A 13,328-nucleotide genomic window follows, 5' to 3' on the forward strand; every position below is an offset into this window, starting at 1 on the left:
ATTATATGAATTCCTAAGTCTCTTGTCAATACCATAATGAAATTTCCTCTTGATCCCCGTTTTTCTTTTCGTAATAACAGCCGGACAGAAGTGTCATTTATCCGTCCTTCACTCCAGATCCTCATCGATCTGACCTCTTATACATGAGTTTTTCCACTGCCTCAAAATCGCCTGTGCATCTCACTGTGGATGGATTATTGCCTTCATTGTCAATTACCCACAAGACTGATCACAGCTTATGCACAAGATCATGTGCTGTGGACAACTTTTGACCACAATGGGTTGAATTATGTGGATAACTCGCCCAAAACGTTGTCTTACACCGGTTTTTCTGATATTATTATGTTGTTTTTTCCCTGCAAACAACTGTGGTACAATAAATCTATCCACAGCTGTTGATAATTTTGTGGATAGATTTCCACAGCTTCTGTGTACGTTTATCCACAGGAATGTGCGAAATGGGGATGTTTCATCTCTCTTCATCATGAGATACATACGTCAATTTGTGGGGATATTTTTTATGCGTTTCTATGCAAGTGAGGGTCTACAAGGGTTGAACAAGACTGCCTGCAGCAGTTCAGCGCTTGCTTTTCCCCGTGTCACAACGGTTACAATCATGAGAACTGCACGAACAGCAAAGGAGGGGCATTGACTTGGAGAATTTAAATGATTTATGGGATCAGGTCCTGTCGAAAATCGAACAGAAAGTCAGCAAACCGAGTTTTGACACCTGGTTCAAATATACGGTGGTGGACTCCATTGACCAGAGTTCAAACACCATCACGGTCATCGCGCCTAATGAATTTGCCCGTGACTGGCTTGAGAACCGCTATTTCAGCATTCTGACTGAAACGCTTTATGAACTCACCGGCGCGGAACTTGAAGCACGCTTTATTTTACCGAAGGATGAAGGATCGGATCTCGATTTTGTCGAAAAAAACAACCCGCCTGTTCTTCAGGAGGATTTGGATAACGGCGAAACGACGAAGCATATGCTCAATACAAAGTATACATTCGATACGTTCGTCATCGGCAGTGGCAACCGTTTCGCCCACGCAGCTTCACTGGCTGTTGCCGAAGCACCGGCGAAAGCCTATAATCCGCTGTTTATTTATGGAGGCGTCGGTCTCGGCAAGACCCACTTGATGCACGCCATCGGCCACTATGTCGTCGATCATAATCCCGATGCAAAAGTCGTCTATCTGTCCTCTGAGAAATTTACGAACGAGTTTATCAACTCGATCCGGGATAACAAAGCCGTTGATTTTCGGAATAAATACCGCAATGTCGATATTCTTCTGATTGATGACATTCAGTTTCTCGCAGGCAAAGAACAGACGCAGGAGGAATTCTTCCACACGTTCAACGCCCTGCATGAAGAACGAAAGCAGATCATCATCTCAAGTGACCGGCCTCCAAAAGAGATTCCGACTCTTGAAGACCGGCTTCGATCCCGTTTTGAATGGGGACTGATTACAGACATTACACCACCGGATCTCGAGACGCGAATTGCGATTCTCCGTAAAAAAGCAAAAGCGGAAAATCTCGATATTCCTAAAGAAGTGATGAACTACATTGCCAATCAGATCGATACGAACATTCGCGAACTTGAAGGGGCGCTGATCCGGGTCGTCGCTTACTCATCCCTGATCAATCAGGACATGAATGCCGATCTCGCAGCCGTTGCCCTGAAAGATATCATTCCAAACAGCAAACCGAAAAAAGTGACCATTGAATCCGTCCAGGAAGCAGTGGCGGCCCATTTTCAAATCCGCGTTGAGGAAATGAAAGCGAAAAAACGCACAAAAACCGTTGCTTATCCAAGACAGATTGCAATGTATATGGCACGGGAGATGACCGACAGCTCCCTTCCGAAGATCGGGAATGAATTTGGCAAACGGGATCACACCACCGTGATTCATGCCCACGAAAAAATCAGCCGGCTTTTTGCCGATGATGAAGAACTTCAGCAGCACATCCGGGAGATCACAGAGAAACTCCGTTCATAGCATTGTGGATAACCACGTGAATCCGACCACAGGTTATGCACAGTTTATCCACACGCTAAACACCATGAATATCAGGGTTTCACCTACAGTTATCCACATGTTCACAGGCCCTATTACTAGTACGGTCTAAAAGATTAACTAATGTAGTATATATAACTGACAGATCAATCACCCATTATTTCCACAATCGAAAGCGAGGGAATCACCTATGAAATTTACCATCCAGCGGGACGCATTTGTACAAAGTGTAGCGGACGTATCAAAAGCCATTTCACCAAGAACAACCATTCAAATTCTGACAGGCATAAAAATCGTTGCCGATCAGGACGGCATTACCCTGACAGGAAGTGATTCTGATCTGTCGATTGAATCCTTTATTCCAAAAGAAAAAGACGGTGAAGAACTCGTCAATATCCAGGAAGAAGGATCGATTGTCCTCCAGGCACGCTTTTTTGGGGATATGATCAAAAAACTGCCGGAAACGTCGATCGAAGTAGCTGTTAACGATCAGTTCATTGCACAGATCACATCAGGCGGATCTGTTTTTAATATCAACGGGATTGATCCTGATGAATATCCCCGCCTTCCGGATGTTGAAGAGGCCGATCTCTTCAGGATGCCTAAAAATTTACTAAAAACATTAATTCGTCAAACGGCCTTTGCCGTCTCGTCGGTTGAAACCCGACCAATCTTGACGGGTATACACTGGCATCTTGAAGACAGTGTCCTCACGTGTACTGCAACAGACAGTCACCGTCTTGCCATGCGAATGGCCAAGGTCGATGATAATGAGAATAACCTCAGCTTCTCGAATGTTGTCATCCCGGGTAAAACATTGACGGAGCTCAACAAAATCCTGAATGATACGGATGAACTGCTCGAAGTGGTTGTAGCCGGCAATCAGATTTTGTTTAAAGGCGACTATTTCCTTTTGTATTCACGGCTTCTTGAAGGAAATTATCCGGCGACCAAAAATATGATTCCAACAGGCAGCAAAACGTCAGTGAAGCTCGAAACGAAGCGTCTCCTCGATGCGATCGAGCGCGCGCTTCTTCTTTCACGGGAAGGGAAGAATAACGTTGTTCATGTCAAGAACTTGGAAAGCGGGGAACTCGAAATCACCTCGGTCACCCCGGAAGTCGGAAAAGTGACCGAACATGTGACGACAATGAGCTATGAAGGCGATGAACTGAAAATTTCGTTCAACGGAAAAAATCTGATCGATGCCCTGCGTGTGATGGAGGCCAGTGAAGTCCACATCAACTTTACCGGTGCGATGAGCCCTTTTGTATTAAAACCGATTGACGAAGACCATATGCTTCACCTCTTCAGCCCGGTGCGGACATACTGACTGTTATCTGTCGCCCGAAGCGGACCTCTTCACACAGGGGGTCCGTTTTTTATTGATATACAAACCGGCGAACAGAACGCCTTTTTCAACCCTTCTTTTTGCCTGAAAGACGGCATTTAAAAGTAAATTGGCGTTTTGCGCTGATTTTTAGTACAATATACAGTGACGCAATTTGTTGTTTGATTGGCAGACAAAAGCAAAAGGTTCGTGCACACATGAATGACAATGGCTTTCGCTTATGAAACTGCGAAAGCTATTTTACACGGAAATCAGCTGGATACAGGCACAGTCGGGAAGAGAGTGATCAACATGGAAGAGCGGGTAACAATTTCAACTGAATACATGACACTGGGTCAGGTGCTTAAAGAAGTGGCTGCCATCGGTTCCGGAGGCCAGGCCAAATGGTTTTTGAAAGACATCCCTGTCTTCATTAATGACGAAGAAGAGCCGGAAACAAGACGGGGCCGCAAACTCTATCCCGGTGATACCGTGGACATCGATGGGCAGACAACCGTCCTCATCGAAGCGGATGCTTAGAAAGATATCGGGAGCAATCAGCCGTGCATATTAACGAGTTAAAGCTGACGGATTACAGGAATTATACAAAGCTGCATCTGACGTTTGAAAACCGTGTCAACGTCTTTCTCGGCGAAAATGCGCAAGGCAAAACGAATGTCATGGAAGCCATTTATGTGCTTGCCATGGCCCGCTCACACCGTACAGCGAAAGATCGTGAACTGATCCGCTGGGATCAGCCGTTTGCGAGGGTGGAAGGAGCCGTCACAAACCGAAACGGTGCCATGAAACTGGAGATGATCTTCTCCGGACGAGGCAAAAAAGTGAAGCTGAATGCTCTCGAACGAAAGCGTCTCTCTGACTATATCGGTGCCTGCACCATTGTCATGTTTGCTCCAGAAGATTTGGCGCTTGTCAAAGGGAGTCCGCAGATCCGGCGACGCTTTCTTGATATGGAAATGGGACAGATATTTACAATCTATCTGTATTATCTGTCGCAGTACTATAAACTGTTAAAGCAGCGGAATACCTGGCTTAAGCAGCTGCAGCAGAAGTCATCATCTTTTGATGAGGGCATGTGGCATGTGCTGACAGAACAGCTTGTTGAAGCAGGGGCAGAGGTGATCCAGAGGCGCTTCTCATTTTTGAACAAGCTTGAAGCCTGGGCGACACCGATTCACAGTGCGATCAGCCGGGATAAAGAAACGCTTACGCTTCACTATGAATCCACAGTCAAAGCCGATGATGAGATGAGCGTGGATGTGATCAAACAGGTCTTTTTTGAGCAGTTTCAACAGGTGATGGAGCAGGAAATCAGACGGGGGACCACGATCATAGGGCCCCACAGGGATGACGTGGCGTTTTTTGTGAATGACCGCAATGTGCAGACCTACGGCTCACAGGGGCAGCAAAGAACAGCCGCCCTCTCCGTGAAGCTTGCGGAGATTGAGCTGATTCACGAGAAGACCGGCGAGTATCCGATTCTTCTCCTCGATGATGTGCTCTCTGAACTCGACGATCACAGACAGACGCATCTGTTAAACAGCATTCAGGGAAAGGTACAGACGTTCGTTACGACGACCAGCGTAGAGGGCATCCACCATGAAATGCTTGAGAAAGCCTCGACGTATTTGGTGAACGACGGCGTGATTGAACAACAGGAATGAGGTGACACCATTGTTTATTCATTTGGGCGGAGATCATGTATTAAAGACGGAGCGGATCATTGCCATCCTCGACCATCAGAGTCAGGGTCTCTCCAAAGAAAATGTAACGTTTATGGAAGGCTATCAGGGCACCATGCGGACAGTGTATGTGTCAGAGGATCAACCGAAGTCGATGGTGGTCACAGAAGATGAGATCTTCATGTCCCCGATCTCGTCACACACGCTTAAACGGCGGGCAGAAACGAATGATGCAAGCGATGAACTTGAAGACGCCATTGACGTCGCAGAACAGAAAGAATAAAACAGCTCAGACCAGACAGCATCGAATGAAAAATACGTCATGGATTACACATACATGACGATCAAAAAAGTGCAGGTGAAGGAATGTGTCATTAGATCAGCAGTCTTATGATGAAAGTCAAATACAGGTTCTTGAAGGACTTGAAGCCGTGAGAAAGCGTCCCGGGATGTATATCGGGTCCACCAATGAGCGCGGTCTCCACCATCTTGTGTGGGAAATAGTCGATAACAGTATCGACGAAGCGATGGCCGGACACTGCAGCCACATCTGGGTCACCATTGAAGAGGACAATACCATTACTGTTGAAGATGACGGTCGCGGTATTCCTGTCGGGATCCATGAGAAGATGGGCCGTCCGGCAGTGGAAGTCATCATGACCGTGCTGCATGCAGGCGGTAAATTTGGCGGCGGCGGATACAAAGTGTCCGGCGGTCTTCACGGCGTGGGTGCCTCTGTTGTGAACGCCCTCTCCAGTTTCCTTGAGGTTGAGGTTCATAAAGAGGGAGAAGTTCACTACATCTCTTTTGAGCGGGGAGCGGTCAAAGAGGAACTGAATGTGATCGGATCCACGGAAAAAACCGGAACACTGATTCGTTTTAAAGCAGATAACATGATCTTCACAGAAACGACGGTCTATGACTTTGACGTCCTGGCAAACCGTCTTCGTGAACTGTCCTTCTTGAATAAAGGGCTGACCATCGAGATTACGGACAAGCGTGAAGAAGACAAATCAGCCAAGTATTTTTACGAAGGCGGCATCAGCTCCTTTGTTGAACACCTGAACCGGACAAAAACCGCCCTTCACGAACCGCCGATTTTCATCGAGAGTGAAAAAGAGGGCATTCAGGTGGAAGTGGCGATGCAGTATAACGACAGTTTTGCGAGCAATCTGTACTCCTTTGCAAATAACATCAACACCCACGAAGGCGGGACCCATGAGTCCGGGTTCAAAACGGCCCTGACCCGTGTGATCAATGACTATGCCCGTAAAAACGGACTCTTTAAAGAAAATGATCCGAACCTGATCGGTGACGATGTCCGTGAAGGACTGACGGCGATTGTATCCGTCAAAATCGAAAATCCCCAGTTCGAGGGACAGACGAAAACAAAGCTCGGAAACAGTGAAGCAAGAACGATTACCGATTCCCTGTTCACGGAGCATATGGCTAAATTTATGGCGGAAAACCCGACGGTGGCAAGGCAAATTGTCGAGAAAGGCATCATGGCCAGCCGTGCACGGGATGCGGCCAAAAAAGCCAGGGAACTGACCCGCAGGAAATCGGCTCTTGAAGTGAGCTCACTCCCGGGGAAACTCGCAGACTGTTCCACGAAAGACGCTTCCATCAGTGAAATTTATGTGGTGGAGGGGGATTCCGCGGGCGGATCGGCCAAGCAGGGCCGGGATCGCCATTTCCAGGCGATTTTGCCTCTTCGCGGAAAAATCATCAACGTGGAAAAGGCGAGGCTTGATAAAATCCTCGCCAATAACGAAATCCGCGCCATTATTACGGCGCTCGGGACAGGTATCGGCGAAGAATTTGATATCACGAAAGCGCGCTATCACAAAATTATCATCATGACTGACGCCGACGTCGACGGAGCTCATATCCGGACGCTGCTTCTCACATTTTTATACCGGTATATGCGGCCGCTCATTGAAGAGGGGTACATCTATATCGCGCAACCGCCGCTCTATCAGATCAAGCAGGGCAAGGCCGTGCATTACGCCTTTAACGAGAAGGAAATGGAGCGCATTTTGGGCGAATTATCCGCTTCTCCAAAGCCGGGACTGCAGCGCTATAAGGGTCTTGGTGAAATGAATCCGACCCAGCTGTGGGAGACGACGATGGATCCGGCTACCCGCACGCTTTTGCAGGTCAGCCTGAAAGATGCGATGCTCGCCGATGAAGTCTTTGAAACACTGATGGGGGACCGGGTTGAACCACGACGTGATTTCATCCAGGAAAATGCCCACTATGTTAAAAATCTCGATATCTGATCCTGACAGGCAATATGCTGGATCATTGAAGTTTACTTGTTGAACGGAGGTACTATGAATGTCTGATCAAGATCAGTCCCGCGTCACAGAAATCAATATCAGCCAGGAAATGCGCACATCATTTATGGACTATGCCATGAGTGTCATCGTCAGCCGTGCCCTTCCTGATGTGAGGGATGGCATGAAGCCGGTTCACCGGCGTATTCTCTATGCCATGAATGAACTCGGCATCACATCGGATAAGGCTTATAAAAAATCTGCCAGAATCGTCGGTGAAGTCATCGGTAAATACCACCCGCACGGTGACTCAGCCGTTTATGAAACGATGGTCCGTATGGCTCAGGATTTCAGCTACCGGAATATGCTCGTCGACGGTCACGGGAACTTCGGTTCTGTGGACGGGGATTCTGCAGCGGCCATGCGTTACACGGAAGCACGGATGTCCAAAATCTCCATGGAACTGCTTCGTGATATCAACAAAGATACCATCGATTATCAGGACAACTATGACGGGTCGGAACGTGAGCCCGTCGTATTGCCTGCCCGTTTTCCAAACCTGCTCGTCAACGGTGCATCCGGCATCGCGGTCGGGATGGCGACGAATATTCCGCCGCACAACCTCTCAGAAGTCATTGACGGTGTCCTGGCACTCAGTAAAAATCCTGAGATCACCATCGAACAGCTGATGGAACATATCAGTGGTCCTGACTTTCCGACAGGCGCAGAAATTGTCGGCATCTCCGGGATCCGTCGAGCCTATGAGACAGGTAAAGGCTCCATCATGATCCGTTCGAATGCCCGTATTGAAGATCACAACGGGAAACCGTGGATCATTGTTGATGAACTGCCGTACCAAGTCAACAAAGCACGTCTGATTGAAAAAATTGCGGAACTCGTCCGTGATAAAAAGATCGACGGCATTACGGACCTCCGGGATGAATCAGACCGGACAGGGATGCGCATCGTTATTGAACTTCGCCGCGATGTGAATGCGAACGTTCTGTTAAACAATCTCTATAAGCAGACCGCCCTGCAGACGAGCTTCGGGATCAACACCCTTGCTCTTGTCAACGGACGTCCGCAAGTATTGAATCTGAAAGAAACCCTCGTTCATTATCTCGATCACCAGCGGGTGGTCATCCGAAGACGAACGGAATTTGAACTGCGAAAAGCGGAAGCGCGGGCCCATATTCTTGAAGGTCTCCGCGTTGCCCTCGATCACCTTGATGAAGTCATTGCACTGATACGCGGTTCACAGACAACCGATATCGCGCGTGACGGACTCATGGAGCAGTTTGACCTTTCCCATGATCAGGCCCAGGCGATTTTGGACATGCGTCTTCAGCGTCTGACCGGTCTCGAGCGGGATAAAATTGAGAATGAATATAATGAACTCATGGCACGCATTGCAGAATTAAAAGCAATTCTTGCCGATGATGAGAAAGTGCTTGAAATTATTCGTGAGGAGCTCCTTGAGATCCGTGACCGTTTCGGCGATGACCGCCGGACAACGATCACATTCGGCGAGGACAGCATGGAAGATGAAGACCTCATTCCAAGGCAAAACGTTGTGATCACAGTCAGTCATCACGGTTACATCAAGCGGATTCCGGTATCGACCTATCGTTCGCAAAAGCGCGGTGGCCGTGGTGTGCAGGGAATGGGCACTCATGATGAGGACTTTGTCCGTCATTTGTTCGTGACGAATTCCCATGATCACATGCTCTTTTTCACCAATAAAGGGAAAGTATACCGGATGAAAGGCTATGAAGTGCCGGAACAAAAGCGGACTTCCAAGGGAATCCCGATCATTAATCTTTTGCAGATCGAAAAAGATGAATACATTTCAACGGTTATTCCGATTTCAGAATTTGATGCAAATCACTCTCTGATTTTTATGACCAAGTACGGTGTATCAAAACGGACGGAACTCGATGCTTTCAAAAACATCCGTAAAGGCGGTCTATTTGCGATCAAGCTTCGTGAAGGCGACGAACTTCACGGGGTCCGTCTCACCGATGGCAGCAAAGAACTTGTTGTCGGTACGAAAAAAGGCATGTCGATCCGTTTCAGTGAGACGGATGTCCGGCTGATGGGCCGAACAGCCACAGGCGTCAAAGGGCTTCGTCTTCAGAGTGAGGATGAAGTGGTTGGCATGGATATCATTGAGCCGGATTCAGATATTCTGATCGTTACGGAAAACGGCTTCGGTAAACGGACTCCGATCGATGAATACCGTCAGCAGTCCAGAGGCGGTAAAGGCATTAAGACATGCAACATTACCGATAAGAACGGTCAGCTCGTTTCACTGAAAGTGGTGGGAAGTGACCATGATCTGATGATGATCACCACAAATGGCGTCCTGATCCGGATCCATGTATCAGATATTTCGAAAACAAGCCGAAATACGCAGGGCGTTCGTCTGATCCGTCTCGGAGATGAAGAGTTTGTTTCCACGGTAGCTCGTGTCAACGTCAATGATGATGACGTTGAGGACGCAGATGACCCCGATGCGGACGAAGTGGAATCAGATGTGGAACACATTGAAGAAACCGAGGAAGACTGATCACGATGTCAGGGGATGCAAACATCCCTTGACATTTTTTTGGTTTCAGCGTCTAATAGAACTAAGGAAAGGGGTGGTCGGATGCATGTTCATGTGAATAAACTCATACCGGGCTGTGTGCTGCGGGAAGATGTCTACGTCAAAACCGCTTCGCCGGTTATGAAACGTAAAACCGTACTCACCGATGATCATATTTACATACTCGAAAAGTTCCTCGTCGAAGATGTTGAGGTCTTTCAAAAACTGGCCAACGGACAGGTGTTCAATCCGGCAGGCGGGATAAAAGAAGAACAGGATGATACGCCGAATGATGAGGATGATCAGGCAACGATTGAAAAGGACTCCTTTCTTGACCGTTATCTGACTGCTGTTCAATCCTATAAGAAACACTTTAAGAATTGGCAGGCGGGAGCGAAAATTGAAGCATATGACGTGCGTAAGATCTTTCTTCCTCTTTATGAACGGGAACCGAACAAATATGAACTGATGCAACTCCTTGCATTAAGCACAAAACAGGAATATACGTATCACCATGCAGTAGCCGTTTCGATCTTCAGCTATTTAATCGGAAAAGCTGAAGGATTGAAAAGCGGTGAAGTCATTCAGCTGGGGCTTTCGGGTCTTCTCTCTGATTGCGGGATGGCGAAGTTGCCGTTTTCTGTATCGAGTAAAACCGGTTCATTAACTGCAGAAGAATACGATGAAATCAAGAAACATCCTATCTATGGATACAGGATGCTTGAATCTGTCCCTGGTTTCTCAAAGAATGCCCTGCTCGGTGTGCTGCAGCATCATGAGCGTGAAGACGGAAGCGGTTATCCTCTTCAGGTGAAACGTGATAAGCTTCATCCCTTTGCCAAGATTATTGCGATTGCCGATACCTATCATGCCATGACGAGCGAACGGCCGTACCGAAGTGCGAAATCGCCGTATCATGTGATGGATGAACTCTTAATGGACGGATTCGGTAAACTCGATCATCATCTGATCCATAAACTGATCCCGATGCTCACGGATCTCTCTATCGGAGACCGGGTTGTGTTGAATAATGATATGGCCGGTGAAGTGGTCTTCCTGAATCAGGAGCGTCCGACGAAACCGGTGGTCAGACTCGATAATGACAAACAGATTGATCTTATTAAAGAACGGGATGTTCATATCGAGTACCTTGTGTCCAATGCTTCATCATAATACGGGAGCCCTCCTTCATGATTTTGAAGGAGGGTTTTTGATTTATGCCGATCAAATGATGCCGACATCAGGCTGACTTTGTGAAACGTGATTTTTATGTACGGTTTCCTGATTGAATGTGTGATCAATATGTGGGTGCCTGGCTATACAAATCCGGAATGGAACAACCACATTTCGTAGTTTGTGAAACTGGTTGCTTTTTTCTCTAAAAAATCAATATTTCTGACTATTTCAAAACCCTTGCTTTGTGAAAATGGCTATGGTAAATTTATCTCTGTTGCCAAGAAAAACATGAAAACAGCCGATAATTAAATGAAAAAAGTTATTGACTTTTCAGGGATGACTTGGTATGATGTAAAAAGTCGCTCCAATGCGACATTGTGATTTTGACCTTTGAAAACTAAACAAAAACCAAGCAAAAAAGTGGGATATATGAATAAGATATCCCGTCAATTAAAATCCAGTGTTTTCATCGATACTGGTATGATGCTAGCGCATCAAACTCAACTTTATTGGAGAGTTTGATCCTGGCTCAGGACGAACGCTGGCGGCATGCCTAATACATGCAAGTCGAGCGCAGGAAGCTTTCAGAAGCCTTCGGGTGGACGGAAGTGGAATGAGCGGCGGACGGGTGAGTAACACGTGGGCAACCTGCCCTGCAGACCGGGACAACCTCGTGAAAATGAGGCTAATACCGGATGACCATTGGCACCGCATGGTGCCGATGTAAAAGAGGGGATTCGTCCTCTCACTGCAGGATGGGCCCGCGGCGCATTAGCTAGTTGGTGAGGTAAGGGCTCACCAAGGCGACGATGCGTAGCCGACCTGAGAGGGTGATCGGCCACACTGGGACTGAGACACGGCCCAGACTCCTACGGGAGGCAGCAGTAGGGAATCATCCGCAATGGGCGAAAGCCTGACGGTGCAATGCCGCGTGAACGATGAAGGTTCTCGGATCGTAAAGTTCTGTTATGAGGGAAGAACAAGTGCCGTTTGAATAAGGCGGCACCTTGACGGTACCTCACGAGAAAGCCCCGGCTAACTACGTGCCAGCAGCCGCGGTAATACGTAGGGGGCAAGCGTTGTCCGGAATTATTGGGCGTAAAGCGCGCGCAGGCGGTCTCTTAAGTCTGATGTGAAAGCCCACGGCTCAACCGTGGAGGGTCATTGGAAACTGGGAGACTTGAGTGTAAGAGAGGAAAGTGGAATTCCACGTGTAGCGGTGAAATGCGTAGATATGTGGAGGAACACCAGTGGCGAAGGCGACTTTCTGGCTTACAACTGACGCTGAGGCGCGAAAGCGTGGGGAGCAAACAGGATTAGATACCCTGGTAGTCCACGCCGTAAACGATGAGTGCTAGGTGTTAGGGGTTTCGATACCCTTAGTGCCGAAGTTAACACATTAAGCACTCCGCCTGGGGAGTACGGCCGCAAGGCTGAAACTCAAAGGAATTGACGGGGGCCCGCACAAGCAGTGGAGCATGTGGTTTAATTCGAAGCAACGCGAAGAACCTTACCAGGTCTTGACATCCTCTGAACATCCAGGAGACTGGACTTTCCCCTTCGGGGGACAGAGTGACAGGTGGTGCATGGTTGTCGTCAGCTCGTGTCGTGAGATGTTGGGTTAAGTCCCGCAACGAGCGCAACCCCTGATCTTAGTTGCCAGCATTCAGTTGGGCACTCTAAGGTGACTGCCGGTGATAAACCGGAGGAAGGTGGGGATGACGTCAAATCATCATGCCCCTTATGACCTGGGCTACACACGTGCTACAATGGATGGTACAATGGGTTGCGAAGCCGCGAGGTGAAGCCAATCCCATAAAGCCATTCTCAGTTCGGATTGCAGGCTGCAACTCGCCTGCATGAAGCCGGAATTGCTAGTAATCGCGGATCAGCATGCCGCGGTGAATACGTTCCCGGGCCTTGTACACACCGCCCGTCACACCACGAGAGTTTGTAACACCCGAAGTCGGTGAGGTAACCTTTTGGAGCCAGCCGCCGAAGGTGGGACAGATGATTGGGGTGAAGTCGTAACAAGGTATCCGTACCGGAAGGTGCGGATGGATCACCTCCTTTCTAAGGAGACTTGCTGAAAACCTCCGGTTTTCAGATAAGCTCAACCTTTTTACTTTTGCCTCTGGTTTTTTGTTTAGTTTTGAAGGGTTAAACACTCTTCAGGTTTTTGTGACCTTTGAAAACTGAATAACGAAATGACGAAACATCATGAAT

8 protein-coding genes and 1 rRNA gene are annotated in these 13,328 nt (G+C 48.0%); all 9 read left to right on the forward strand.

Features of this window, described 5'->3' with window-relative positions:
- The first annotated feature begins 653 nt into the window (after positions 1-653).
- The 9 genes from dnaA to BSEL_RS00045 all read left to right on the forward strand — a co-directional run bounded on the left by dnaA (position 654) and on the right by BSEL_RS00045 (position 13,175).
- Positions 654-2,009, forward strand: a complete 1,356-nt coding sequence (gene dnaA / locus BSEL_RS00005; RefSeq protein WP_013170983.1) for a chromosomal replication initiator protein DnaA — start codon at positions 654-656, stop codon at positions 2,007-2,009.
- Positions 2,010-2,217: 208 nt separating this feature from the next.
- The gene (gene dnaN, locus BSEL_RS00010) at positions 2,218-3,360 is read left to right on the forward strand and encodes a DNA polymerase III subunit beta (RefSeq protein ID WP_013170984.1); all 1,143 of its coding nucleotides are present in this window, start codon (positions 2,218-2,220) and stop codon (positions 3,358-3,360) included.
- Between the two features lie 309 nt (positions 3,361-3,669).
- Positions 3,670-3,897, forward strand: coding sequence for a S4 domain-containing protein YaaA (gene yaaA, locus BSEL_RS00015; RefSeq protein WP_013170985.1), 228 nt, complete (start codon positions 3,670-3,672; stop codon positions 3,895-3,897).
- Positions 3,898-3,920: 23 nt separating this feature from the next.
- The gene (gene recF, locus BSEL_RS00020; protein WP_013170986.1) at positions 3,921-5,042 is read left to right on the forward strand and encodes a DNA replication/repair protein RecF; all 1,122 of its coding nucleotides are present in this window, start codon (positions 3,921-3,923) and stop codon (positions 5,040-5,042) included.
- A gap of 1 nt (position 5,043) precedes the next feature.
- Positions 5,044-5,343: an extracellular matrix regulator RemB gene (gene remB, locus BSEL_RS00025; protein WP_408643024.1), complete on the forward strand. Its 300-nt coding sequence runs from the start codon at positions 5,044-5,046 to the stop codon at positions 5,341-5,343.
- Positions 5,344-5,428: 85 nt separating this feature from the next.
- The gene (gyrB, locus tag BSEL_RS00030; protein ID WP_013170988.1) at positions 5,429-7,342 is read left to right on the forward strand and encodes a DNA topoisomerase (ATP-hydrolyzing) subunit B; all 1,914 of its coding nucleotides are present in this window, start codon (positions 5,429-5,431) and stop codon (positions 7,340-7,342) included.
- Positions 7,343-7,400: 58 nt separating this feature from the next.
- On the forward strand, positions 7,401-9,908 hold the full coding sequence (gene gyrA / locus BSEL_RS00035) for a DNA gyrase subunit A (protein ID WP_013170989.1): 2,508 nt from the start codon (positions 7,401-7,403) through the stop codon (positions 9,906-9,908).
- A gap of 93 nt (positions 9,909-10,001) precedes the next feature.
- Positions 10,002-11,099: an HD-GYP domain-containing protein gene (locus BSEL_RS00040; RefSeq protein WP_177304799.1), complete on the forward strand. Its 1,098-nt coding sequence runs from the start codon at positions 10,002-10,004 to the stop codon at positions 11,097-11,099.
- Positions 11,100-11,608: 509 nt separating this feature from the next.
- Positions 11,609-13,175, forward strand: a 16S ribosomal RNA gene (locus BSEL_RS00045).
- Positions 13,176-13,328: the final 153 nt, after the last annotated feature.

The organism is [Bacillus] selenitireducens MLS10, from assembly GCF_000093085.1.
Classification (GTDB): Bacteria; Bacillota; Bacilli; order Bacillales; family Salisediminibacteriaceae; genus Salisediminibacterium; species Salisediminibacterium selenitireducens.